Source organism: Methylobacterium durans, assembly GCF_003173715.1.
GTDB lineage: Bacteria > Pseudomonadota > Alphaproteobacteria > Rhizobiales > Beijerinckiaceae > Methylobacterium > Methylobacterium durans.
Window position 1 is genome coordinate 712,742 of sequence record NZ_CP029550.1, and the last position, 25,275, is coordinate 738,016.

Sequence of the window (25,275 nt, forward strand, 5' to 3'; positions counted from 1 at the left end):
CATTGGCAGTCGTGATCCTGCAGATCCGCCGGCACTGCGGGCCGGAGATGTGTGATAGAGGAAATGACCGCCCCGCGCGTCGGTCCTCAGCGGTCCGGCTCGCTTCCGCGCCGTCCCCGGGGCGCGCCCGCTCAGCGAACGGCAAATCCGGTGACGATCGAGCCAAAGGTCACGGGCGCATGTCGCACCCGGATAGTGCCGGACCTGCTTGACGTATGGGTGTGGACAACTTGTCTACTTCCGCTCTGTCGGGTGAATGGGCAGGTGGACAAAATGTCCATGCGATCCACGTCGCGAATTTATCGGGTCATTGAAAATAAAGACGAATCCTGGCGATCGGACGTCTGGCTCGGACATTGCTGACGCACGTACCGAAACGCGGCGGAGACCGCGTTTTGTGGAAACGCGCCAGGAGACGCCATGTCCGCCAGCATCGCAGCCGAACCCGGCTTCTTCAGTCGCGAGCGCACGATCGCGACACCGACCTTCAACCGCTGGCTGGTGCCACCAGCGGCCCTCGCGATCCACCTCTGCATCGGCATGGCCTACGGCTTCAGCGTGTTCTGGCTGCCGCTCTCGCGGGCCGTGGGCATCACGCAGTCGATCGCCTGCCCGGCCGACATGGGCTTCCTGGCTTCGCTGGTCGCGACGGGGTGCGACTGGAAGATCAGCCAGCTCGGCTGGATGTACACGCTGTTCTTCGTGCTGCTCGGCTGCTCCGCGGCAATCTGGGGCGGCTGGCTTGAGCGCGCCGGGCCACGCAAGGCCGGCTTGGTCTCGGCGTTCTGCTGGTGTGGCGGCCTGCTGATTTCCGCGCTCGGGGTCCACCTGCACCAGCTATGGATGCTGTGGCTCGGCTCGGGCGTCATCGGCGGCATTGGACTCGGCCTCGGCTACATCTCGCCGGTCTCGACGCTGATCAAGTGGTTTCCCGATCGGCGCGGGATGGCCACTGGCATGGCGATCATGGGCTTCGGCGGCGGCGCGATGATTGGTGCGCCCCTCGCCGACTGGCTGATGCGCCAGTTCGCCACCGCCACCTCCGTCGGGGTCTGGCAGACCTTTGTGGCGATGGCCGTCATCTACGCCGTCTTCATGGTCGCGGGCGCGCTCGGCTACCGTGTTCCCCGCGAGGACTGGAAGCCGGGTGGCTGGACGCCGCCGGCGACGAGCAAGAGCGCGATGGTCTCCTCCCGGAACGTCGATCTCGAAGTTGCGAGCCGGACGCCGCAATTCTGGCTGATCTGGGCGGCGCTCTGCCTCAACGTGTCCGCGGGCATCGGCGTCATCGGCATGGCCTCTCCGATGCTGCAGGAGGTGTTCGGCGGCAAGCTGATCGGGCTCGACATCCCATTCGGATCGCTCGACGCTGCCCAGAAGGCCCAGATCGCCGCGATTGCAGCCGGATTCACGGGACTGCTCAGTCTCTGCAACATCGGCGGCCGATTCCTGTGGGCGACCTCGTCCGACAAGCTCGGCCGGAAGCTCACCTTCGCAATCTTCTTCACGCTCGGCTTCGCGCTCTACGCCGCGGTCCCGACGCTCGCGGGCTTCAGCACGACCGTGTTCTTCGTGCTCGCAATCGGCGTCATCATCTCGATGTATGGCGGCGGCTTCGCGACGGTGCCCGCCTATCTCGCCGACATGTTCGGCACCAAGATGGTCGGCGCGATCCACGGCCGGCTCCTGACCGCCTGGGCGACGGCCGGCATCCTCGGACCGGTCTTGGTGAACTACCTGCGCGAGTATCAGCTCGCCTCGGGCCTGCCGAACGCCCAGGCGTACAACCAGACCATGTACATCCTGGCCGGGTTGCTGGTCCTCGGCATGGTCTGCAACCTTCTGGTCCGGCCCGTCGCGTCGCGCCATCACATGGCGGAGGTGAAGGGGGCACAGGTGGCGGTGCGCCCGGAGTCTCATGCCTCCCTGGCCGATACTCCGACCGCCGAACCGACGACGGCGCCGGTTCTTGTCGCCGTCGCCTGGGCGGCGGTCGGCCTGCCGCTTCTCGCCGGCGTGCTGATCACGCTTCAGAAGGCGGCGATCCTGCTACACTGATGCCTGATCCCGGCCCGCCGCGTGGTGGGCCGGCGCATCGCCAGAATTCGGCAAATCGTCTAAGCACGCTTGGCCGGAGCCCGCTCGCGGCAGACCTCTCCGCTGGACCGATGGCGGTTCCATGTCCACTGGCCCAGACGCGACAGCCGCTCCGGAGGCGCCCGCCGACCCCTGGCTCGCCAAGGCTCATGTCCTCGTCGTCGACGACGAGCCGGGGATGCGGAATTTTCTGGTCCGCACGCTGGCGCCGCGTTGCGCGAGGGTCGAGGCGGTCGGCGACACGATCGCTGCCGGCCAGTTGCTCGATTCGAGCCATTTCGATCTGATCATCCTCGACAACATCCTGGGCGGCCGCACGGGGCTGGCCTGGCTCGCGGAGCTGCGCCGGGACGGCCTGTTCACGGAAGTCATCCTGATCACCGCGTTCGCGGATCTTGAGACCGCGATCGAGGCGGTACGGGCGGGGGCGGCCGATTTCGTCCTGAAGCCGTTCCGCACGAAGCAGATCCTCAACGCCGTCATGCGCTGCCTCGACCGCGCGGCATTGCGGCGGGAGAACTTCGTGCTGCGCCGTCAGCTCGGGACGCCTGCGAAATCCGAGGCGACCGGCCGCATCGTCGGCACGTCTCAGCAGATGGTCCGGATCCGCGCGTTGGTCGCCCGGGCCGCCGCGACACCCAGCACCGTGCTGATCACCGGTGAATCCGGCACGGCGAAGGAGGTCACGGCGCGGGCGCTCCACGAGCAATCCTCCGTCGCCGACAGACCCTTCGTGCCGGTGAATTGCGGAGCGATCGCCGCCGAGATCATCGAGAGCGAGCTGTTCGGTCATGTGAAGGGCGCCTTCACGGGCGCAGCGTCCTCCCGCGAAGGGCTGTTCTTCTATGCCCAGGGCGGCACGCTCTTCCTCGACGAGGTCGCCGAGCTTCCGCTCGCGCTGCAGGCGAAGCTCCTGCGGGTCATCGAGGAGCGCAGGATTCGCCCGGTCGGCTCGGACCGTGAGATCCCGATCGACGTCCGCCTGATCGCGGCCACCAATGCCGACCTCGCCGAGGCGGTCGCCGCCGGGCGGTTCCGCGCCGACCTCTACTACCGGCTCGACGTCTTTCGCATCCATCTGCCGCCGCTGCGAGAACGGGTCGAGGACGTCGAGCCGCTCGCGCGGATGTTCATGGAGCAGATCTCCTTGCAGCTCGGCCTGCCGCCGCTGCCGATCAGGCCGAGCGTGCTGCAGCGTTTCGAAGCCTATTCCTGGCCGGGCAATGCCCGCGAGCTTCGGAACCGGATCGAGCGCGCGCTGATCCTCGGCGCTTTCGACGAGCCCGGCCTCAACGCGCCGGCGGAGGCGAGGACGGATGACCTCGCCGAGGTCGAGAAGCGTCACATCCTGCGCGTTCTGTCCGCATCGGACGGAAATCGGGCGGAAGCCGCTCGCCGCCTCGGCGTGTCGCGCAAGACGCTCGACCGCAAATGCGCGGAATGGAATGTCTGAGCGACCGTCAGGCGGCTGGCGGCTGCGCTCGGTCCGCGCGCGACTCCTCGCCATCGCCCTGCTGCCGATGGTGGCGGTGCTCCCCATCGTCCTCGGCTTCGCCCTGTTCTGGTGGCTCGCGCAGTTCGACGCTTTGCTCGTCTCAAAGGCACACGATGACCTGATCATCGCCCGCCAGTACCTGCGCCGCATCATGGAGCGCGGCGGTGAGCAGATCACGGCACTCGGCCAGTCGGCGGCGTTCGCCGAGGCGGAGCGTGCGGGCGGACTCGACGCGCTGCTCGAAGCGCGCCGGACGGAGCTCGGCCTCGACTTCCTCTACCTGACAGCCGCGGACGGTCGACTTCTGGCCGCAGCACCGGCCGGCGCGAAGCCTTCGCTCACGGCTGAATGGCGGATCATCGGCGCGGCACTCAAGGGTCGGTCGGAAACGGCGATCGACGTGTTCGACGAAGGCGCGATGGCGTCGCTCTCGCCCGGCATGGCAGCGCGTGCGCGGCTCGATCTCGTGCCGACGCCGGCCGCTGCCGAGACCGACCGCACGGTCGAGCCGCGGGGCCTCATCATCCACTCGGCCGGCCCTGCGGCGCTGGCCGATGGCCGCGTCGGCGCGCTGGTCGGCGGATCGCTCCTCAACGGCAATCTCGGGTTCGTCGACACGATCAACGACCTGATCTACGCCCATGCCGACCTGCCGGCCGGCAGCCAGGGCACGGCGACGCTGTTCCTCGACGACGTCCGCGTCGCGACGAATGTGCGCCTGTTCGGGGATCGACGCGCGCTCGGCACACGGGTCTCGCGCGAGGTGCGCGACGCCGTGCTCGGCGAGGGCCGCACCTGGCTCGACAGCGCCTTCGTGGTGAACGACCGATACCTCTCGGCCTACGAGCCGATCGCGGACAGCACCGGCCGCCGAGTCGGCATGCTCTACGTCGGCTTCCTCGAACAGCCGTTCCGCCTAGCACGCTGGGCTATGGTAGCGGCGGTCCTGGCCACCTTCGCGGTTGCGGCCGCCGTGACGGTGCCTTTCCTGCTCAGGCTCGCCCGCGCGATTTTCCAGCCGCTCGAGCGCATGAACCGGACCATCGCTGCCGTCGATGCCGGCGATCTCGGCGCGCGCACCGGAACCGTCTCCTGCGACGACGAGATCGGGCTCGTCGCGCGCCGCTTCGACGAGCTGCTCGACCGCCTGGAGGCGCGGGACACGGAGCTGCGCGCCTTTGCCCGCGAACTCGACGCGCGGGTCGAGGAGCGCACGCGCCAGCTCGAAGACACCCGGCGACAGCTCGTCATGTCCGAGAAGCTCGCATCGATCGGCGAGATCACGGCCGGTGTCGCCCATGAAATCAACAATCCGATCGCCGTGATTCAGGGCAACCTCGAAGTTGCACGCGAGGCGCTGGGACCGGCGGCGAATGAGGTCAAGGTCGAGTTCGATCTGATCGATCAGCAGGTTCACCGAGTGAACATGATCGTCACCCGGCTGCTGCAATTTGCGCGTCCGGAGGAATTTGCCGGATACATCGACGCGGTGACGCCGGCCGACGTCGTCGCCGATTGTCTGGTGCTCGTCCGCCATCTCCTCGACCGTGCCGACATCACCCTCGCTCGCTCCGACACGGCAACCCGCACGGTCGAGGTCAGCCGGACGGAACTGCAGCAGGTCGTGATCAATCTCTTGGTGAACGCTATCCACGCCATGCCCGAGGGCGGAGTACTCCGCCTCGGGACTGCGGACGAGGATCGCTCGGAGGCCGAGGGAGTAGTGATCACGGTGGCCGATACGGGCGTCGGCATCCCGCCTGACCAGCTGCGGAAGATCTTCGACCCCTTCTTCACCACCCGCACCCACGGCGGCACGGGACTGGGCCTCTCAATCAGCTACACGCTGATCGCGCGCTACAGCGGCACGATCAGCGTCGACAGCGCGGTCGGCCACGGATCGGCCTTCACGATCTGGCTGCCATCCGGCCAACGATCGAGCGAATGAAGGTGCGCCCGCTCCCCTACATCGCGCGGGAACCGATCACAGGAGACGACCGACCCGCGTGCCGAAGGGGGCCTCGGGGGTCGAGCTGCGCCACACATGCGTGGGTGGAGTTGCTGCAGCTTGCTATAGTGAAGGACGCGGCGCTCGCAGGCGGCATGCGGACGCGCCGATGCCCGCACCTCCTGCGAGGAGCAAACCATGCACGTGCTCGACTGGCTGGGCTTCACCGCGGCCTTCCTGGCGGCGCTGCCGCCGGGATCGGAGCGGCCGCCCGAGGGCCCGATGCTCGAGAAGCCGGGTGGCCGGGCTGCCGGTCCACTCACCGCCTTCGTCATCCTCTTGCTGATCTCGTCCTTCCCTGTCGCCTGGGCGATGAGCAGGGCGGAGGAGACGTTCAGAGCGACCTGCGAAGCCTCGGGCGGGCAGATCATCCGCGTCCCGCTCAGCATCAGCTACGTCGATCAGTGCGAGCGATGAGGACAGGCCCCCTCATTCGGGCCGTCCCGGAAGACCGATCAGGTCAAGCTTCAGCGTCCGCAACTCTTCCAGGTGCGCCGCCGTCAGGGCGCCCAGGAGGGCTTCCGCTTTCGGCGTGAGAGCGAGTTCCATGCGCCGACGGTCCTGCGCGCCGCGAGTCTTCGTCAGCAGCCCTGCGTCGACCATGCGCGAGACCAGCTCGGCGGCCGTGTGCGGGGCGATCAGGAGCTGCTCGGCCAGCATCCCCACCGTGGGGGCCTCCGGCGCCAGATGCCCTGCGATCGAGAGGAGGGCCTGATGTTGCTGGGGCGGAATGCCTGCCGCCAACGCGGCGGCCTCGCTGAAGACGAGGAAGCGCCTGAGTTGGAAGCGGAAGGCCGCGATTGCCGCATACTGCTGGCGCGACAATCTTTGCCGCGCGCTCTGTCTCGCCGTCATCCTGACCCCATCACCTTTCGCGCTGGACTATATCGTAGTGCGATACATATAAGCGCCCGCGCAAGTAGGGATGGTGATGCAGCGAGTCCGTTCGAGCCATGTCGATAACAGCCGGGACGCAGTGCTCGGCGGTGTCCGCAAGCGCGCCCTCGGCGACTTCACGACCGATCGGCGTGTTCTGATCCTCATCGCGATGTCGCTCGTGATCGGAACGGGCGGCGCTTTGGCGGCGTGGCTCCTCATCGAACTGATCGCCCTCGTCACGAACGTTGTCTGGTTTGGCCGCCTGGATGCGGCTCCGACCTCGCTCGCCGACGCGGCGCGGACGCCTTGGATGGTCGCGATCCCGGCGCTGGGCGGCCTCGTCATCGGCGTGATGGCGCGTTTCGGCTCGGAGAAGATCCGCGGTCACGGCATCCCGGAGGCCATCGAGGCGATCCTCATCGGCGGCAGCCGGATGTCGGCCAAGGTCGCCGTGCTGAAGCCGATCTCGTCTGCCATCTCGATCGGCACCGGTGGCCCCTTCGGTGCGGAAGGGCCGATCATCATGACAGGGGGTGCGATCGGGTCCCTGTTCGCCCAGTTCTTCCATCTGAGCGCCGCCGAGCGGAAGACGCTCCTCGTCGCCGGCGCGGCGGCCGGCATGACGGCGATTTTCGGCACGCCGATCGCGGCAGTGCTCCTGGCAGTCGAATTGCTGCTGTTCGAATGGCGGCCGCGGAGTTTCATCCCCGTCGCCGCTGCCGTCGTGACGGCATTCTGCTGGCGGCCGCTGCTGTTCGGCACCGGCCCCCTGTTTCCGTTCGCCGATGATCCTGCGCTTCCGTGGTGGGGCCTCATCGCCTGTGTTGGGCTCGGATCTCTGGCCGGGATGCTGTCGGGTCTCCTGACGAAGCTTCTCTACACCCTTGAGGACGCGTTCGAGCGCCTGCCGATCCACTGGATGTGGTGGCCCGCTCTCGGGGGCCTGGTGGTTGGCCTGGGCGGTCTGATCGAGCCGCGCGCGCTCGGCGTCGGCTACGACGTGATCGGCGATCTTCTCACGGGCCACCTCGTTGCGCAGGCGGTGCTGATCCTGCTCCTCGTCAAGGCGGCGATCTGGCTGGTCGCCCTGTCATCCGGCACCTCGGGCGGCGTCTTGGCGCCGTTGCTGATCCTCGGCGGAGCGATGGGATGGCTGGTCGGTCTCGTCCTGCCGGGTGCGCCAGGCTTCTGGGCCCTGCTGGGCATGGCGGCGATGCTGGGCGGCACCATGCGGGCCCCCCTCACCGGCGCGCTCTTCGCGGTGGAACTGACGGGCGATGTTCACGCCCTCGCGCCTCTGCTCGCCGCGACAGTCGCTGCCTACGCCGTGACGGTGCTCCTGATGAAGCGCTCGATCCTGACCGAGAAGATCGCGCGCCGCGGGCAGCACATCACGCGCGAGTACGGCATCGACCCCTACGAACTGACCCGCGTCTCGGAGGTGATGGTCCGGGAGGTCGACGTGCTCGATGCAAGCTTGTCGATTGAGGAGGCCGTGACCGCCATCGAGGCGGGCCGGCATCATGCCTACCCCGTCGTCGATCGCCAGCGCCGACCCATCGGAATCGTCACGCGCGGCGACGCGCTGCGCTGGAAGGCCGAGGGTGGGCATGCGGCGGAATGCCTGGAGGAGCGGATCTCCGACGCGTCGCTGGCCGTGGCGCATCCCGACGATGTCGTGGCACGCGTGCTCGATATCATGTTGGCCGCCGGCCAGGGCCGTGTCCCCGTCGCCGACCCGATGACCGGCGCCCTGGTGGGCCTGGTCACCCGCCGGGATCTGCTTCAGGTGCGGGCGACATTCGTCCGATCCGAGCGGCAGCGCGACGCCTATTTCGTGCATCGCCGCATCCGCAGGGCTCGGCGGAGATATCAGGCGCGACGGCGCATCCTGTCGGCCGACGCGCCCGGCCGATAGGCCGTCCAGCGCGGCCGCGGCGCCTGATGAAGTTTGCGGCGGCGGGCAGGCCGTGCCCGCTGCGAGGGTCGGCGGCGCGCCGTCAGCAAGACAGCTGAAGTCACCGATATTCGAGAGGCCCGGATCTTGCCTTGCCCGCTGCCGACAGGCGTCGCGCGAGCGTCCCGCTCAGCACGCCTGCTGCAAGCCGCGCAAAGGAGCGCGGCCGGATGCCGGGATCAGTCCCGTCCACGCCGGTCAGCTTTGCAGGAACTTCGAACCGACAAGGACGATACATGGCCTATCTCGCGCCTGCAGAATTCGCCACCAAGATGGTCGACGCCGGTGAGTCCAAAATCTTCATGTCGACCCGAGACACCGTGATTCGGGCCTACATGGCCGGCGCGATCCTGGCCCTGGCCGCGGTCTTCGCCGTGAGCATCAATCAGCAGACCGGCATCCCGATCCTCGGCGCGGCCCTCTTTCCGGTCGGCTTCTGCATGCTCTACCTGCTGGGCTTCGACCTGCTCACCGGTGTGTTCGTGCTGGCTCCCCTCGCCCTCCTCGACGGTCGGCCGGGCGTCACGTGGAGCGGCGTGCTCCGCAACTGGGGCCTCGTCTTCGTTGGCAATTTCCTGGGCGCGCTCACGGTCGCCTTCATGATGGGCTTCGTGTTCACCTTCGGCTTCACGGCACCAGCCGATAAGGTCGGCGAGTACATCGCCCATATCGGCGAGCGTCGGACGGTCGGCTACGCCGCGCACGGCGTCGGCGGCTGGTTCACGATCTTCATGCGCGGCATGCTGTGCAACTGGATGGTCTCCACCGGCGTCGTCGGTGCGATGATCTCGACCACCGTGAGCGGCAAGGTGATCGCCATGTGGATGCCGATCATGGTGTTCTTCTACATGACCTTCGAGCACTCGGTGGTGAACATGTTCCTGTTCCCCTTCGGCCTGCTCATGGGTGGTCAGTTCTCGATCGCGGATTACTTCTTCTGGAACGAGGTTCCGACCGTGCTCGGCAACCTCGTCGGCGGCCTCGCCTTCACCGGCCTGACCCTCTACACGACCCACGTCCGCACCGCGCCGAAGCGGACCGCGCTTCGGTCCGAGCGCCGTCTCGCGGCCTAAACCCGGCTTGACCGGACGGGCCTCGCGCCGCAAGGCCGGGTCCCGTCCAGCCGGGGCCCGCTCATGCCATCAGACCTGACGCTCTCCCTCGGCCAGCACAGCGAGCGCGGCCGCAAGGAGGCCAACCAGGACTTTCACGGTGCCCTCATCCCCGAGCGTCCCGCGCTCGCGCTGAAGGGCGCCGTGATCGCCATCGCCGACGGCATCGGCAGCAGCGCCGTCAGCCACGTCGCCAGCGAGACGGCGGTCAAGAGCTTCCTCACCGACTATTACGACACGCCGGACACGTGGTCGGTGAAGACGTCGGCGCGCCGCGTCATCGCCGCGACCAATTCCTGGCTCCATGCCGAGACCCGGCGCAACCGCGACCTCCAGGATCCCGACGGTGGCCGCGACAGAGGCTACGTCACGACGTTCAGCGCGCTCGTCCTGAAGTCGCGGACGGCCCACATCTTCCACGTGGGCGATGCCCGCGTCGCGCGCGTGGTCGGGCGCTCGCTCGAAGCGCTCACCGAGGATCACCGCGTCTCCCTATCCGCCACCGAATCGTATCTCGGACGGGCGCTCGGGGCCGCGGCCCATGTGGAGATCGACCACATCGCGGTCGCTGTCGAGCGCGGCGACGTCCTCGTCCTCACGACGGACGGCGTGCACGAGCATGTGCGCGCGGAATCCATCGTCGGGGAGATCGCCCGGCACGGCGACGATCTCGGCCAGGCCGCCCGCGAGATCGTCAGGCGTGCCTACGAGAATGGCAGCGCCGACAACCTGACTGTCCAGATCGTGCGCATCGACAATGTCCCGGACGGAGAGGCGGCGGAGCTCGCGGGCCGGATCGAGGAACTGCCCCCGGCGCCCCTGCTCGAACCACCGGCGCTCTTCGACGGCTATCGCGTCTTGCGCGTCCTGCACGCGAGCCACCGCAGCCACGTCTATCTCGCCCGCGACGAGGACACCGGAAGCACGGTTGCGCTCAAGGTGCCATCGACGGAGTTGCAGGCGGATCCCGCGGCCCTGCGCCGGCTGATGATGGAGGAATGGATCGCGCGGCGCATCGACAGCCCGCACGTACTGAAGGCTCCGCCGCAGACGCGGCGGCGCAGCCATCTCTACACCGTGCTGGACTACGTCGAGGGCCAGACGCTGGCGCAGTGGCTGCGTGACAATCCGGAGCCTGCGATCGAGGAGGTGCGCCGCCTCGTCGAGCAGATCGCCCGCGGCGTGAGGGCCTTCCACCGGCGCGAGATGGTGCATCAGGATCTGCGCCCGCAGAACATCCTGATCGACGCTGCCGGGACCGTGCGCATCATCGATTTCGGCTCGACGCGCGTGGCCGGCATCGCGGAGGAGAGCGTGGCCGACGAGCCGTTGCTCGGCACCCTCCAGTACACCGCGCCGGAATGCCTGGCGGGCCACCCGGCGACGCCGGTCTCGGACATCTTCTCGGTAGGCGTCATCGCCTACCAGATGCTGACCGGGCGCCTGCCCTACGGCGCGGAAGCCGCGCGAGCCTTCAGCGAGGCGCGCCGACGCCGAATGCACTACGTCTCCGTCGCTGCCGCGCGCCCAGGCCTGCCGCTCTACGTCGACGCGGCCCTGCGCAAGGCGGTGCATCCCAACCCGGCACTGCGCTACGACGCTCTCTCCGCCTTCGTGGAGGATCTGCGCCACGCGAATCCGTCGCTGCCGGGTGTGCGGCGAGGCGCGCTTCTGAAGCGCAATCCGGTCCTGTTCTGGAAGCTCGTCTCGCTGATGCTCGGCTTGGCCGTGCTCTATCTTCTGGTGACGCGCGCGGCCTGAACGATCAGGTGATCGCGCGGATCCGGTCGCCGTTCTGGACGGTGCCCTTGGCCGAAGCGTCGTCTCAGCGCGAGCGCAGGAGCTCGGGAATCCGCCGCGTCTTCCGGACGCGCGCCGAAGCCCGCATGAAGGTCGCGTAATTCTCCGCATCGTCGAGGCTGAGGCCGGTCACGACCGGCTCGCGTCCCTGGATCACGGAATGGGTGCCGTCGCACCCGAGCTTCACGCAGATCTTCGACATGCCGCCTCCTTGGGCCCGCGCTCGCGAGGAGCCTGCCGCGGATCGCGAGCGCTTTGCCGACCAACCGGTCAAGTCGCGGAGGGTTCAATCCGATATCGCGCGGACAGAGAGACCGGGCAGAGATTGCGGATTCGCTCCTGTTTCGGTGACGTTATCCTCCTGTTCGATCCGCAGAGGGGAGCCCACGCCATGGCCGAGCACTTGGACGGGACCCAAGTCGCGGCCGGCAACAGCGGGGACGGGGTCAAACCGATCAATCTTGCCCTTCAGGGCGGGGGCGCCCACGGCGCCTTCGCATGGGGCGTTCTCGACCGCCTGCTCGAAGAGGATGGACTCGCCATCGAGGGTATCAGCGCGACGAGCGCCGGCGCGATGAACGCCGCGATCCTCGCCTACGGACTGACGGTCGGAGGCCGCGCGGGCGCGCGGCAGGCTCTCGACCTGTTCTGGCGACGGATCGCGCAGGTGGCCCTGTTCAGCCCCCTCCAGCCCTCGCCGTGGGATCGGTTCACTGGCAATTACGGGTTGGAAACCTCGATCGCCTTTCCGCTCTTCGACGCTCTGACGCGCATCGTCTCGCCCTATCAATCGAATCCGCTGAACTTCAACCCGCTGCGGCAACTCCTGGAGAGCAGCGTTGATTTCGCCGCTTTGCGGAGCGGCTCCGCCGTCAAGCTCTTCCTCTCGGCCACCAACGTGCGGACGGGCAAGGTCCGGGTCTTCGGCGCCGACGAGATCAGCGCCGACGCCGTCCTGGCCTCGGCCTGCCTGCCGTTCCTGTACCAAGCGGTCGAGATCGACGGCGAGCATTACTGGGACGGCGGCTACATGGGCAATCCCGCCGTCTTTCCACTGATCTACGAGTGCGAATGCGCGGATGTCGTCGTCGTGCACATCAACCCGATCTACCGCCCGGACGTGCCGACGACCGCACCGGAAATCATGAACCGGATCAACGAGATCAGCTTCAACTCGTCGCTCATGCGCGAGATGCGCGCAATCGGCTTCGTCAACAGGCTGATCGAGAACGGGACGCTGTGCAGCAACGACATGAAGCTGATGCGCATGCACGCGATCGATGCCGAGAGCGTCATGCAGACGCTCGGCGTCGCCTCGAAGCTCAATGCGGACCTCGACTTCCTGTTGCACCTGCACGCGATCGGGCGTGCGAGCGCTGAAGCGTGGCTCGCGGGCGCCTTCGCTGAGGTTGGCCGGCGCTCCACCGTCGATCTGCAGGACCGCTACCTGTGACGCGGGCGCGGGAAAGCCCGACGGAATGGACCGCGCGACGCGGGTGCGGGCTCAGCGGGACGCAGGCGTGTGGCCTGCCGCGAAGCACGCGCCGCGCCGGGAGGGCGTCGTTCCGATCAGGCGCGCAGGGCCTTCACGTCCTCGGTCGTCAGGCCCTTGCCGCCGATGCCCCAGTCGCCGCTGCGGAGTTCCTGCACCCGTACCCAGGTGACGCCGCGCATGGCCTCGCCCTCGATCGCCACCATGGCGTCGGTCACCTTCGTGATCATCTCCTTCTTCTGGGCCGGTGTGAAAACGCCTTCGATGAGCTGAATGTCGACGAGCGGCATGGCCGTTCTCCCGTGTCTGGCCCGGAATGCCTCCGTGGCCTGCGAGCCCAGGTCTAGCCGCTTCATCCGGCCCGCGCTTGGAGCTGGCCTGCAGGGATCGGGGAGATTTTCTGGAGATGTGCTAGGATCCCAGCGCCGCATGGGCTCGTCCACGGAGCGCCGGCGATGCTCTATCGGTTCGACGCGTTCGAGCTCGATGTCAACCAGATCGAGCTGCGCCTGAGCGGAACCGTCGTTCCGGTCGAGCGGCAGGTCTTCGCCCTGCTCCGTCTCCTCGTCGAAAACCGGGACCGCGTGGTCTCCAAGGACGAGGTCGTCGAGAAGGTGTGGCGCGGGCGCGTCATCTCGGATGCCGCCATTTCCAGCCGCGTCAAGTCGGCCCGCCGCATCCTCGGGGACGACGGGAGGGGCAGCGGTTCATCCGCACCCTGCACGGCCAGGGTTTTCGCTTCGTCGCCGACGTCCGGATCGACGCTCCGGAACGGATCGTCCACGCAACCCCTCAGGCTGTCGTGGAGGATACGGCCGGATCGGCCGACGCGGACCGGCCGTCGATCGCGATCCTCCCCTTCCGGCTCGCCGCGCTGTCACCCCTGCACCCTGCCACCGGCGAGGCGATCGCCCACGATCTGATCACCGCCCTGTCCCGGTTGCGCTGGCTGTTCGTCATCGCGCGTGGGTCATCGTTCCGCTTCCGGCAGGACGACGTCGACGCCGTCCGCGTCGGCCGTTCGCTCCACGTGCGCTACGCGCTGTCCGGCTTCATCGAGGCCTTCGCGAACAGGGTGACCATCACCGTCGAACTCGCCGAGACGCGGACGGGCGGAGTCCTCTGGGGCGATCGCTTCGCCAGCGCGATCGACGACATTCACGACCTGCGCGCCCGCATCGCCGCGAGCATCATCGCGGCGCTCGAGATCCGGGTCCCCCTGCACGAGGCTGCGCGGGCAGCGCTTGCCGTCCCGAACAGCCTCGATGCGTGGTCCGCCTACCACCTCGGCCTGAGGCACCTGTACCGGTTCAACCCCGACGACAATGCGGCGGCGGCTGCCCTGTTCGCGCGCGCCGTCACTCTGGACCCGAGCTTCGCACGGGCCAATGCCGGCCTCTCAGCGACGCATTTCCAGAGCGCCTTCCTGCGCTATTCCGGAGATCCCGACCGAGAGGCGCGGGCCGCACGGCGTCACGCCGAACGCGGCGTCGAACTCGACCCACTCGATCCCTTCGCTAACGTCACGCTGGGGCGCGCGTTCTGGCTATCCGGCGAGGTCGATCGCAGTCTCCCCTGGCTGGAGCGCTCGACGGAGCTCAGCCCGAGCTACGCGCATGGCTTCTATGCCCGCGCCTGGGCCGACACGGTCGCCGAGCGGGACCGGGATGGATGCGAGAACGTCGACGCGGCGATCGCCCTCAGCCCGCTCGATCCCTTTCTCTACGCCATGTTGGCGACCCGTGCCCTCGCGTGCCTGATCACTGGCGACGCCGAGCAGGCCGCAGCCTGGGCCGACAAGGCGGCCCGGTCTCCTGGCGCGCATGTGATGATCTCGCTGATCGCCGTGATCGCCCACACCCTCAACGGGGATCCGCAGCGGGCCGCGATCTGGCTCGCCGACGTGATCGGGCGGCGCGGCGATGTCACTCAGGCCCATTTCTTCGCATCGTTCCCCTTCCGGGACGGCGCGGTGCGGCGCCGGATCGCGAAGGCGCTGGCCGACAACGGATTTTCCTGACCGCGCGACGATCCGAAGGCCAATTCCACCGTCCGGACCATCCGCCCACCCACAGGGAGTGGGCACCGGCCGCGACGCGATGCCAAGAAATTTCGGAACGGTCGTTGGTGCACCGCCGTTCCTCGGCCTCGACCGTGCCAACGCAACGCGCTCGAAATTTTCGCTCCGGCTCGAATCCCTCGATTGCCGGAGGCGGGTTGAAAGCAAAGATATTCATGTAATTTCAAAGATATCCATTAAACACAGATCAAATCCCCGGCATTTCGCGCCTGCTGCGTGTCATCGACACGGGCTCCGTCTAATCGTGGCGCCTGCTTTCCATACTGAAACTTATCGACCTTTTATCAGCCGTGTACATTTGACGCGGTTGTGCACTGCAGCAAAATTGTTTATCAAACTCGCGATCCACGATCACCGGCAGCCACCGCACGGGTGCAACTGTCGAGCGGTTTCTCTGCGCTGATTTACTGAGAAACCCAATCTTCGACTGATCAATCGGCCCCGCGCCGGTCTCAAGACACATCGTATCGGAGCTTTCGATGCCGCAGAAGCTTGCCGCAGACGCCGGGTCTGCATCCGAAGACGCGGCGAAAGCGAACCGCCAGCGGGCGCACACGCGCATCGTGCGGATCTCCTCGTACTCCGTCGCGGGTGTGCTCGCGGTCCTGATGACCACGGCGACGCTGCCTCCGCTCCTCGCCGATCAGTCGGACCGCGCCGTCATCAACGCGCCGATCACGCTTCTCACGGCACCCATCGCCGGCGAGGTCACCGACCTCCTGGGCCGTGTGGGGCAGCGGCTCGAACCGGGGCAAGCGGTCGCCTACCTCCACAACGGACGCGTCGACCGCAGCACGTTGATCGGCCTCGACAGCAAGGTCGACGAACTGCAGGGCTCCCTCGTCGCAGCGCGCGAGAAGAAGGAGTCCGACCTCCGCTACATCGCGGCTCTGGACGGCGAGATCCGCTAGCAGACCGAGCAGATGGTCGCCCGTCTCCAGGGCGAGGTCGCCGAAGCCCGCGCTCGCGTCTCGTCGGCCGATGCGGAGGGACAGTCGACGAAGGCCGTCGTTGATCGTCAGCAGTCGATGGTCGATCGGAACACCGCCAGCATCGACCTCCTTCGCCCGACCCAGCACAAGCTGGAGGCCGCCCGCTTCGACAAGGACGCCGAGACGGCCAAGCTGAACCAGAAGCTTTCGCAGCTTGACGGCGTGAAGAAGGGCGTCTTCGTCGGCAACGAACTCAACAGCCTCGCGGTGCTCGCCCAGAAGCGCCGTGATCTCGCCTTCGATGCGCAGCGCCTCGCGATCGAGGAGAGCCAGCTCGCCGCGAGCCACAAGGCGCAGAAGATGCTCCTCGGCGCGGAGAAGAAGCGGCTGGACAGCCTCACCGATGCGCAGATGCGCGCCATGAATGGCGGCGTCGTGATGAATCTTGGGGTTGCGCCGGGCCGGCACGTCAATCCCGGCGACTCGGTGGCGACGCTGATCGATTGCGACCAGGCCTTCGTCGTCGGAATCTTCTCGTACCGGCAGGCGCAGGACCTCGCAGTCGGCACGCCGGTGCGGATCTCGGGATCGGATCCGGACGGTCCGCGCCGGGGCACGGTCAGCGAGATCCTGCCGAAGACGAGCGACAAGACCGACGAGCAGTACGCCGTCCCGTTCCCGCAGACGGAGCGGCGCGAGATGTACGTCCTCGTGAGCCTGGACCGCGACGGGGCAGCCCGTCCGGCCGCGAGTGTGCTCGCGCCGACCCAGAGCAGCCCCTGCTCGGTCGGCCAGTGGGTGACGATCACCCGCGAGAACAGCTGGCTGCCCTCCGCCTCGGTGGCTTGGAAGGCGGTCGCGGACGGTGTGTCAGGCAAGGAGATCGGCAACGCCCTCAGCGCGGTCGCCGGGGGTGTGTCCAGCGCATCGGCGGCCGTGATGAGGGGCGTCACCTCGCCGGAGGCGAAGGAGGCGTGGGGTGCCGTCTATAGCGGCGCGCGCCGCACCGCGAATCTCGTCACGAATGGTGCCTCGGCGCTGGTCGAGAGTGTCTCGCCGCCGAAGGTCACGGGCCCGGCACAGGCCGATGAGCAGGATCGGCGTCGCGCGGAGAACGCCCATTGATCGGCCGCATCGCACTCGGCTGTCTCGCGCTCGTCGCGGTGACGCGGGCGGCCGACGCCGAGCCGACGCCCCCGCGCGAGGCCCTGGCGCACCGGCTCTGCACCGCGCTCGGGTCCGCTGTCGATGCGGCGGGGGGCGAGAGGGGCGGCCCCGTCTTCCTGGTGAGCTACGCACCCGGGCCAGACGGCCAGGAACTGCCGCCGGCCCTGCGCCAATCGGCCTTTACCTACGACAATGCGCTCGCCGCCATCGCGTTGACGGCGTGTGGCGCACGCGAGCAAGCCCGGCGGATCGGGGATGGGTTGCTGCAGGCCCTCGATCGCGATCGGACCTTCCAGGACGGTCGCATCCGGAACGCCTACCGGGCAGGCCCCCTCGAAGCAGGCCACCCGGCGCTGCCAGGCTGGTGGGACGCCCGGCAGAACCTCTGGGCCGAAGATCCCTATCAGGACGGTACAGCCACCGGAAACGTCGCCTGGTCGGCGCTCGCGCTGCTGACGCTCGACCAGGGCACGCCGGACCGGCGCTACCGCGCGGGGGCGGAGCGGATGCTCGGATGGATCACCGCCAACACGCGCGACGACCGCGAGCCCGCAGGCTTCTCGGGCGGGGTCGATGGATTCGACCCGTCCCAGACGAAGCTCCGGTGGAAGTCGACGGAGCACAACCTCGACGTTCACGCTGTCGCCACCTGGCTGGCGCGCGTGACCGGCGACGGTGCGAGTGCCGAGGCGGCCAAGATCGCCCGGGGCTTCCTCGACGCCGCGTTCGCGGAGGGGCCCGGCCTGTTCCGGCTCGGCACCCGGCCGGACGGCGGCCTCCAGAATCTGGAGCACCTCGCCCTCGACACGCAACTCTGGCCGCTTCTCGGCGTGGCGAGCCCGCCGGACGCCTGGCGTCGCGCGATTGCGGGCGCGCACGAGCGCCTCGCCGTCCCGGGCGGCTTCGACTTCAACGAGGATCGCGACGGGCTCTGGGTGGAGGGCACGGCACAGGCCGCCCTGATCCTGAAGGCACTCGGACGCGGTGAGGAAGCCCGCGCTCTCCTCGCCACGCTGGCTGGCCAGATCTCTCCGTCCGGATACCTGTTCGCGGCGCGCGAGCCCCGCATCACCACCGGCATCGCGATCGGGCCCGCGAGCACCGAGCCGGACTTCTTCTATTACCGGCGCCCGCATCTCGGCGCCACCGCCTGGGGAGCGCTCGCGGCCCTGGGCTGGAACCCCTTCACCGGACGGAGCGTGGATTAGCCCGCATGTTTCCCTCGTCCCCCGACGTCTCTGCCGTCCTGACGACAGACCTCGGCATCCTGCTCGGCCTCCTCGTCATGGCAGGTCTGCTCGACCGTGCGAGCGCGGCGTCCCGCATCCTGTTCGGATCCGCCACCGCGACCCTGATCCTCTGCTATGCGGCGTGGCGCTGGCATGACACCCTGCCGCGCTTCGAGCCCGGCCTCGACCACCTTTGGCCCTACCTGTTCTTCTCATTCGAGATGGTGGCCATCCTCTACACGCTGATGTCGATCGTGATCCTGTTCCGCTTCAAGGATCGCGCGCCGGAGGCCGACCGCGAGGAGGCTCGGCTGCACGTGAGCGGCGCGTGGCCGGCTGTCGACATCTTCATCTGCACCTACAACGAGCCGCAGGAGGTGGTCGAGAAATCGATTATCCCGGCTCTCGCGGTCGATTATCCGAACGCGACGGTCTGGGTCTGCGACGACACCCGCCGCGGCTGGCTGAAGGAGTATTGCGAGCGGGTCGGTGCGAACTACATCACGCGCCCCGACAACAAGGGCGCGAAGGCCGGTAACCTCAACAACGCGCTCGCCCATACGGCGGGCCTCACGAACGCGCCGATCATCCTCGTCCTCGACGCGGATTTCGCCGTCGCGCCGAACATCCTGCGCCGCACCGTCGGTCTCTTCCACGACGAGCGGGCGGCCGTGGTGCAGACGCCGCAATTCTTCTTCAATGCGGACCCCATCCAGCACAACCTGATGGCGGCGGAGGCCTGGGTCGACGACCAGCGCATCTTCTTCGACGTGTTCCAGCCGGCCAAGGACGCCTGGGGCTGCGCATTCTGCGTCGGCACGTCCTTCCTGGTGCGGCGCGATCGGGTAACGGACGCGGGCGGGTTCCCGCACGATGCGATCTGCGAGGACATCAACCTCACCTACACGCTGATGCGCGACGGCTACGAGACGCACTGGCTCAACGAGCGCCTGAGCGCCGGCCTCTCGGCGGAGGGATTGCCGGAATACATTACCCAGCGCACCCGCTGGTGCCTCGGTACCATGCAGGTGGCGCTCCTGCGGGTGGGCCCGTTTCTCGGCCGCAACTACACGCTGATGCAGCGCCTACACTACCTGCACGGCGTCCTGAACTGGCTGTGCAAGCCATTCATCGTCCTGATGCTGGTGGCGCCGTCGATTTACTGGTTCCTCGACATGCCGGCCTTCCACGCCGACTACCTCTCCTTCCTGCGCTACGGCCTGCCCGCCCTGATGGCGCTCTGGATCTACAGCGGCTGGGTCTCGGGAGGGCGGACGCTGCCCCTGTTCATGGAGGTCACCCACACCATGACGGCGCTCGCCATCACCCTGACGTTGATCTCCGCGGCGATCCGGCCCTTCGGGCGGCCGTTCAAGGTCACCGACAAGGGCGGGGACCGGTCCGTCTCGATGGTGCGCTGGCGGATGGCTGCCGGGTTCGGCGCCATCTCGCTCCTGTCGGCCGGCTCGATCGTCTGGTCGTTCGTCTCACCCTCCAGCGCCAGCGAGATCTCGCCGCTCGACTATTTCAACCTGCTCTGGGCCGGAGTGGCGATGCTCTTCACTTTCGTCGCGTTCCTGGTCTGCTTCGAGCGGCCCCGGGAACCCGAGGCCTTCCGCATCGACGAGGCGAGCTGGATCGGCCTGGAGGGCACGGCGCAGGCCTGCACCATCGACCGCATCGGCATGGAATCCGCGCTCCTGCTTCTTCCGTCCGCAGTCCCGGCCCTCGCGGCCGGCATGCCCCTGCATCTCTATGTCAAGGGGGCCGGCTGGATCGCAGCCCGGGTCGAGCGCCTGGGCGGCAACGCGGTAAGCCTCGCCCTCCAACCGGAACCGGCCCAGCGCAAAGCCCTCATCCTTCGCCTGTTCACCACGGCGGTCGACCCGATCGCCAGAACGGCAAGCCTCGGCGTGGCTCTGCGGGGGCTCGCCCGGCGCTGCTTCCGGGCAGCGTGAGCCCGGTTAACTGCCAGACCATGCGTGGCGGCGGCGATCGTCTGCGCCCGTTTCCATGAACCAGCAACTGCGGGTCGCGAACCGGATCTTCACTGCCGGCCGGCGGCCGGATACACGCGCGCAGCAAGTCGAGGGACGTTGATCACGGTCTTTCGTCTTCGTACTTGATGCGCGAACCCTTGAAGATTTCTCGCCGGCGACCAAGTGGCTCTCTCTGACGAGACGGGCGTCCGATCGCTTTCGCGTAGTGGCTAACCCAAGAAAAAATTGTCAGTCGAACAAAAATAAATTGATCCGCTGCGGAGAGTGAAGGTGAGAACCACTCTGTGATTGTAACGCCGGCTGACGGGCGGTAAATGGTGGCATTCTGCACCCCAGCGGGTCGGCCCCGCACGATGTAAGACCCGACCGATTCCGCGCCTCAGCCCGAGCGAATACCTTCACAGGTCACCGAACTCGCTCGGCCTGGGGCTAAAACAAACAACGTGACATCACCCAAGGGAGAGAGAGTGTGGCGCGCAACATTCTGATTCTCGGAGCGTCGTACGGCTCCTTGCTCGCGACCAAGCTGCTGATGGCCGGTCACAACGTGACCCTGGTCTGCCGGAAGAAGACAGCGGATCTGATTAATCGCGAGGGGACCGAGGTCCGCATCCAGCTGCGCGGCGAGCCGACACACCGGTCCATCCTGTCGCGCGACCTACCCGGCAAGCTGGATGCGACGCCGCCCGAGAACGTCGACGTCTCCCGATACGACCTCGTCGGTCTGGCGATGCAGGAGCCCCAGTACACGAACCACACGATCCGGGTCCTGATGATCAAGATCGCCGCGGCGCGGCTGCCGTGCCTCTCGATCATGAACATGCCGCCCCTGCCCTACCTGAAGCGGATCCCCGGGCTGGCGGGGATGGACTTGGAAGAGGCCTACACGAACGCCGGTGTCTGGGAGCGATTCGAGCCGGGGCTGATGTCGCTCTGCTCGCCCGACCCGCAGGCCTTCCGCCCGCCGGACGAGGAAGCGAACGTCCTCCATGTCGGCCTGCCGACGAACTTCAAGGCAGCGACGTTCGAGGACGAGGCGCACAACCGCCTCCTGCGCGAGCTGGAAGCCGACATCGATGCGGTCAAGCTCGATGGACAGGACGTGCCGGTGAAGCTGAAGGTATTCGATTCGCTGTTCGTCCCGCTGGCGAAGTGGTCGATGCTCCTGACGGGCAATTACCGCTGCATCACCCCTGAGGACCCGCAATCGATCCGCGAGGCCGTGCACAACGATCTCGCTCTGTCGCAGTCGATCTACGAGCATGTCGATGCGGTCGCCCGGCGCCTCGGCGCCGATCCGCAGGATCAGGTCCCCTTCGAGAAATACGCCAAGGCGGCAGAGGGGCTTCTCAAGCCGTCGTCGGCGGCTCGGGCCGTCGCGAGCGGAGCGCCGTTCATCGAGCGGGTGGACCTCTTGGTGAAGTTGATCGCGCATCAGATCGAGATGCCGAATGCCGAGATCGACCGGACGGTCGAGGTCGTCGATCGGAAGCTTGGCGACAGGATCCTGTAGGACGGGACCGACCGGCTCGGCGCTCTCCGCCGAGCCGGTCGCGGGCCGCATCGGTGAACCCGACGCGCGTGACCGCGATACAACGGGCTTGCGGTCCGTTCTCCGTTCCCGGACGGGATCCGGCGCAGGGCGGACGCTGTCCGGTCAGGCCCCGGTGACGCGCCGTCTTTGCGTTGGATCAAGGCAGCGGCGCCCGTCGCCTCTATGCTGGCCCGGTCCCTTTCAGCGGGAGCCGGCGCGATGCGAGAATTCCTCGTCTCCTTCCACAAGGTCGTCAGCGACGATACCGGGCACGATCACAGGGTGCTCCAGCAGAGCGTGCTGGTGCGCGCAGATTCGAATGCCGCCGCCCTCGTCGAGGCGAAAACGCTCTTCTGCCGGCAAAGAGGCATCGGAGACTGGAGCCTGCGGGCCGACACCTGCGACATCGCCGAGATCGCGGATCTGGCGGCCTGAGCACGGGCATCCCCGGCTTCGTGATCACCCGCAGGAATCGGCACTCGCGTAACGGCTCTCGCTGACCTCGTCACCTCAGACGGGAGGGGGCATCCGATGACCTGCGCGAGCATCATGGTGGTGGTCGACGCGGACGAGGGTGCGCGGGCGCGCGTCCGCCTCGCGGGTTGGCTCGCCGATGAGTTCCGGGCTCGCCTGATCGGCATCGACGTCGACCAGCCGAATGACGCGAACGTCTCGTTCGGCCCGACGCCCGGAAGCAGCTACGTCCTGGCGAGGCTCCACGAAGCCACGAGGGACGGATTGCTGCGGGCACGCACATTGTTCGAAGTGGAGTCCGCCGGCCGCAGCCGCAGAGAATGGTGCGACGGCGTCGATTCTCCCGTCCACTTCCTCCTCGCGCAGGCCGCGGCGGCCGATCTCGTCGTCATCGGCCGCCCCAGCCTCGCGGACGCATCGACCCTCGCGTCACCTATCGATCCATCCGGGATTGTTCTCGGCCTCGGGCGCCCGCTCCTGATCACGCCGACCGGCGTCGAGCACTTGGAAGCCAGCTACATCGCGATCGGCTGGACGAACACCCGCGAGGCGCGACGGGCGGTCTCAGACGCCCTGCCCTTCCTGCGAAGGGCCGAGCATATCCTGATCCTGTCGGTCGGTGACGCGGCCGACCGGGTCCCGACGCTCGTCGCGTATCTCGCGGCGCACGGAATCGACGCGACCGCCATCGGCGTGGACGCCGAGGGGGTCGATACGGCGGACGCCCTCATCGACGCGGCCTGCGAGAACGCGGCCGACCTTCTCGTCACGGGCGCCTACGGACATTCCCGCCTGAGCGAGTGGGCCTTCGGCGGCGTCACGCGCGATCTCCTGGCGACTTGTCCGATCTGCTGCCTGATGAGCCATTGACGGATGATCCTGAGCGGGACCGCACCGGCCCGAAAATGGCGATCAGATCGCTCTTGATCCTCGACGCGCGGCTCCCCCCGCGCTGCCAAATCGCCTATGATCGATCCTGGCCGGGCGGTCGCCGTCACGGCCGCCTCGACGGGCGGCCTCGCCGATCGCGGCCGGTGTCCGCCCGTCCGTACCCTCGCGCATGGGCCTTCCAGGAGCGGCGGCATGCTGCCAACCTCAATCGTCTCCGAACATGACGACGCCCGTCGGCGATCCTGCGAGCACGGGCGCGCCGAGAGCGGCTGTGCCGAGTGCAAGGTGCGCCTGATCAGCGTCTGCGCCGCGCTCACGGACGAGGAGCTCGACACGCTTGAGGCCCTGAGTCAGCATGTCGCCCTCGACGCGCGCCAGACCCTGTTCGGGCAGGGCGACGCGACGAAGGCCCTCTTCAACGTCACCGAGGGCGTCCTGCGCCTCACGCGCCTCCTGCCGGATGGCCGGCGGCACGTCATGGGCTTCGCGCTCCTGGGCGATTTTCTCGGCCTCTCGCTACCGACGCATTTCTCGGTCTCGGCCGAGGCACTGACCCCAGTCACGGTCTGCCGTTTTGAGAGGCGAGCCTTCACCGCTCTCATCGATGAGAAGCCGCATCTGCTACGCCGCCTCCACGAACGCGCGGGCCATGAACTCACCCTGGCTTAGGATCAGATGCTTCTCCTCGGTCGCCGCACAGCCGAGGAGAAGGTCGCCAGCTTCCTCCTCGCCCTGCGGGAGCGCTGTGCGCGGATCGGGCGAACCTCCGTGACCCTCGAACTGCCGATGGGGCGCCAGGACATCGCCGACCATCTCGGGCTTACGATCGAGACGGTGAGCCGGATGCTGACCCGCCTCGACCGGGAGCGGATCATCCTGATCGTGCCGGGCGGCGTGCGCTTCCTCGATCTCGGCCGACTGGAGCGTCTCGCCGCAGCTTGACGACGCCGGGCGTGACCTCATCGTTCGAGAGACTTGAGATAGGCGATGAGCGCGTCCGCCTCGTCCGCATCGAAGCGGAACTCCGGCATCGCGGGGTGCCCCGACGCGATGCCCTCGGCCAGAGCCTCGCCGAGATCCTCGACGGGGTAGCGCCGGTGGAGCGTGCGGAACGTGGGCGCCTCGGCGAGAGGACTCACGCCGACGCGCCCCACCGCGTGGCAACGGGCGCAGGTCGTCAGGGCGATGGTCTCCCCGCGCCTGACCCGGGCCTCCTGCGCCGGGGCTGGAGCCGCCCACAGGATCACCACGGCCCCCGCGACCAGTGCGCGTGCGAGCCCGCGCATCAATGCGCCATCAGGCTGCAGATCGGCGTCGTCTGCAGGATGTCGCGCGTCGCGCCGCCGAAGATCCACTCGCGCAGACGTGAGTGGCCGTATGCGCCCATGACAAGGAGGTCGGCATCCTGGCGTTGCGCGAAGCGCAGGATCTCGTCGGCGTCGCTCACGGCTGGTCGGGCGAGCAGGTGCGTCGTCGCGTGAGCGCCGTGCCGGGCGAGGAACCGCGCGACGTCCTCCGCCCCCTCGAAACGGGCGCCGCTTCCGGCCGTCGCGACGAAGACGCGGTCGGCGCGCCGGATGAACGGAAGGGCGCCGGAGATCGCGCGACGGGCTTCCACCGTGTCTTTCCAGGCCACCACGATCCGCGCCGCTTCCAGACGCTCAAGTCCCGGCGGCACAATCAGGACCGGCCGCCCGGCCTCCATCAGCACGGGACCCGGCATCACGCCCATGTCGCCGGGATCGGGGTCCTCTGCGCCCCTTCGGCCGATCAGGATCAGGTCGGAGGCGCGGGCGCACTCGATGAGAAGGGTGAGCGGGCCTCCAGCGGCGGAGCGCCAATCCGTCTCCGCGCCCGCGGCATTCGTCTCGAAAGCGGCCTTCACCCGGGCCAGTTCCTCGCGCAGACGTGCCTCTTCCTCGGCGTAGAGCGCCTCCGCTTGGCGGATGTCGCTGACGGCGATCGGGGCCGGCAGGCACCGGGCGGCGACGCCGGTCAACGTCACCTCGAAACGGCGTGCGAGGTCTGCGGCGAGCTGGACGCGGTCGGCGGTGGTCGCACCCGGGTCGAGGGATACCGCGAAGCTTGCGTAGGTCATGATTGCCTCCATCGGTCGGACGTGCCGGAC

The 25,275-nt window shown here is 67.9% G+C and carries 21 protein-coding genes and 2 pseudogenes; 18 read left to right on the forward strand and 5 right to left on the reverse strand.

Annotated elements, in window-relative coordinates; translation table 11 throughout:
- The first annotated feature begins 420 nt into the window (after window positions 1-420).
- From DK389_RS03305 to DK389_RS03320, 4 genes are all read left to right on the forward strand, one after another.
- The gene (locus DK389_RS03305) at window positions 421-2,058 is read left to right on the forward strand and encodes an OFA family MFS transporter (protein WP_109887426.1); all 1,638 of its coding nucleotides are present in this window, start codon (window positions 421-423) and stop codon (window positions 2,056-2,058) included.
- 121 nt (window positions 2,059-2,179) lie between these two features.
- Window positions 2,180-3,550, forward strand: coding sequence for a sigma-54-dependent transcriptional regulator (locus DK389_RS03310; RefSeq protein ID WP_109887427.1), 1,371 nt, complete (start codon window positions 2,180-2,182; stop codon window positions 3,548-3,550).
- On the forward strand, window positions 3,543-5,540 hold the full coding sequence (locus DK389_RS03315) for a sensor histidine kinase (protein WP_109887428.1): 1,998 nt from the start codon (window positions 3,543-3,545) through the stop codon (window positions 5,538-5,540). The genes DK389_RS03310 and DK389_RS03315 overlap by 8 nt, the downstream gene beginning before the upstream one ends.
- A 198-nt stretch (window positions 5,541-5,738) precedes the next feature.
- Window positions 5,739-6,017: a hypothetical protein gene (locus DK389_RS03320; protein ID WP_109887429.1), complete on the forward strand. Its 279-nt coding sequence runs from the start codon at window positions 5,739-5,741 to the stop codon at window positions 6,015-6,017.
- Between the two features lie 12 nt (window positions 6,018-6,029).
- Here DK389_RS03320 and DK389_RS03325 read toward each other — a convergent pair whose 3' ends face one another.
- Window positions 6,030-6,455, reverse strand: coding sequence for a MarR family winged helix-turn-helix transcriptional regulator (locus tag DK389_RS03325; RefSeq protein WP_109887430.1), 426 nt, complete (start codon window positions 6,453-6,455; stop codon window positions 6,030-6,032).
- 76 nt (window positions 6,456-6,531) lie between these two features.
- Between DK389_RS03325 and DK389_RS03330 the strand changes: the two genes are divergently transcribed.
- The 3 genes from DK389_RS03330 (at window position 6,532) to DK389_RS03340 (ending at window position 11,309) form a co-directional block, all read left to right on the forward strand.
- On the forward strand, window positions 6,532-8,397 hold the full coding sequence (locus tag DK389_RS03330) for a chloride channel protein (protein WP_109895970.1): 1,866 nt from the start codon (window positions 6,532-6,534) through the stop codon (window positions 8,395-8,397).
- A gap of 275 nt (window positions 8,398-8,672) precedes the next feature.
- The gene (locus DK389_RS03335) at window positions 8,673-9,509 is read left to right on the forward strand and encodes a formate/nitrite transporter family protein (RefSeq protein WP_109887431.1); all 837 of its coding nucleotides are present in this window, start codon (window positions 8,673-8,675) and stop codon (window positions 9,507-9,509) included.
- Window positions 9,510-9,572: 63 nt separating this feature from the next.
- Window positions 9,573-11,309 carry a bifunctional protein-serine/threonine kinase/phosphatase gene (locus DK389_RS03340; RefSeq protein ID WP_109887432.1) on the forward strand — a complete coding sequence of 579 codons (1,737 nt, stop codon included), beginning with the start codon at window positions 9,573-9,575 and terminating at the stop codon, window positions 11,307-11,309.
- A 64-nt stretch (window positions 11,310-11,373) separates the two neighbouring features.
- Here the strand turns inward: DK389_RS03340 and DK389_RS31970 are convergent, their stop codons facing one another.
- Window positions 11,374-11,550 carry a hypothetical protein gene (locus DK389_RS31970; protein WP_162560472.1) on the reverse strand — a complete coding sequence of 59 codons (177 nt, stop codon included), beginning with the start codon at window positions 11,548-11,550 and terminating at the stop codon, window positions 11,374-11,376.
- 189 nt (window positions 11,551-11,739) lie between these two features.
- Here DK389_RS31970 and DK389_RS03345 point away from each other — a divergent pair, with 189 nt between their 5' ends.
- Window positions 11,740-12,801 (forward strand): patatin-like phospholipase family protein, encoded by a 1,062-nt coding sequence (locus DK389_RS03345; RefSeq protein WP_109887433.1) that lies wholly within the window; start codon window positions 11,740-11,742, stop codon window positions 12,799-12,801.
- Window positions 12,802-12,917: 116 nt separating this feature from the next.
- On the opposite strand, the gene DK389_RS03350 is transcribed toward DK389_RS03345, so the two are convergent.
- On the reverse strand, window positions 12,918-13,130 hold the full coding sequence (locus tag DK389_RS03350; protein WP_109887434.1) for a tautomerase family protein: 213 nt from the start codon (window positions 13,128-13,130) through the stop codon (window positions 12,918-12,920).
- Window positions 13,131-13,295: 165 nt separating this feature from the next.
- Here DK389_RS03350 and DK389_RS35470 point away from each other — a divergent pair.
- From DK389_RS35470 to DK389_RS03395, 10 genes and pseudogenes are all read left to right on the forward strand, one after another.
- Window positions 13,296-13,478: pseudogene (locus tag DK389_RS35470) on the forward strand (winged helix-turn-helix domain-containing protein); the annotation flags it as partial.
- Window positions 13,457-14,860, forward strand: coding sequence for a transcriptional regulator (locus DK389_RS35475; RefSeq protein WP_418292003.1), 1,404 nt, complete (start codon window positions 13,457-13,459; stop codon window positions 14,858-14,860). The pseudogene DK389_RS35470 and the gene DK389_RS35475, both read left to right, overlap by 22 nt.
- A 539-nt stretch (window positions 14,861-15,399) precedes the next feature.
- Window positions 15,400-15,831 (forward strand): hypothetical protein, encoded by a 432-nt coding sequence (locus tag DK389_RS03360; protein WP_109887435.1) that lies wholly within the window; start codon window positions 15,400-15,402, stop codon window positions 15,829-15,831.
- A 12-nt stretch (window positions 15,832-15,843) separates the two neighbouring features.
- Window positions 15,844-16,977, forward strand: coding sequence for an HlyD family secretion protein (locus tag DK389_RS03365; protein ID WP_109887436.1), 1,134 nt, complete (start codon window positions 15,844-15,846; stop codon window positions 16,975-16,977).
- Between the two features lie 38 nt (window positions 16,978-17,015).
- Complete coding sequence (locus DK389_RS03370; RefSeq protein ID WP_194075216.1) at window positions 17,016-18,227, forward strand: hypothetical protein; 1,212 nt, start codon at window positions 17,016-17,018, stop codon at window positions 18,225-18,227.
- A gap of 5 nt (window positions 18,228-18,232) precedes the next feature.
- Window positions 18,233-20,206, forward strand: coding sequence for a glycosyltransferase family 2 protein (locus DK389_RS03375; RefSeq protein WP_109887437.1), 1,974 nt, complete (start codon window positions 18,233-18,235; stop codon window positions 20,204-20,206).
- 511 nt (window positions 20,207-20,717) lie between these two features.
- The gene (locus tag DK389_RS03380) at window positions 20,718-21,761 is read left to right on the forward strand and encodes a ketopantoate reductase family protein (RefSeq protein WP_109887438.1); all 1,044 of its coding nucleotides are present in this window, start codon (window positions 20,718-20,720) and stop codon (window positions 21,759-21,761) included.
- A gap of 240 nt (window positions 21,762-22,001) precedes the next feature.
- Window positions 22,002-22,217: a hypothetical protein gene (locus DK389_RS03385; protein ID WP_109887439.1), complete on the forward strand. Its 216-nt coding sequence runs from the start codon at window positions 22,002-22,004 to the stop codon at window positions 22,215-22,217.
- Between the two features lie 96 nt (window positions 22,218-22,313).
- Entirely contained in the window at window positions 22,314-23,126 is an 813-nt protein-coding gene (locus DK389_RS03390; RefSeq protein WP_109887440.1) for a universal stress protein, read from the forward strand.
- Window positions 23,127-23,339: 213 nt separating this feature from the next.
- Window positions 23,340-24,089 (forward strand): annotated as a pseudogene (locus tag DK389_RS03395) (Crp/Fnr family transcriptional regulator).
- Window positions 24,090-24,106: 17 nt separating this feature from the next.
- Here DK389_RS03395 and DK389_RS03400 read toward each other — a convergent pair.
- Together DK389_RS03400 and DK389_RS03405 are read right to left on the reverse strand one after the other, a co-directional pair.
- The gene (locus DK389_RS03400) at window positions 24,107-24,433 is read right to left on the reverse strand and encodes a c-type cytochrome (protein WP_109887441.1); all 327 of its coding nucleotides are present in this window, start codon (window positions 24,431-24,433) and stop codon (window positions 24,107-24,109) included.
- A complete protein-coding gene (locus DK389_RS03405) occupies window positions 24,433-25,245 on the reverse strand; it encodes a universal stress protein (protein ID WP_109895974.1) in 813 nt (270 codons plus the stop codon). The genes DK389_RS03400 and DK389_RS03405 overlap by 1 nt, the downstream gene beginning before the upstream one ends.
- Window positions 25,246-25,275: the final 30 nt, after the last annotated feature.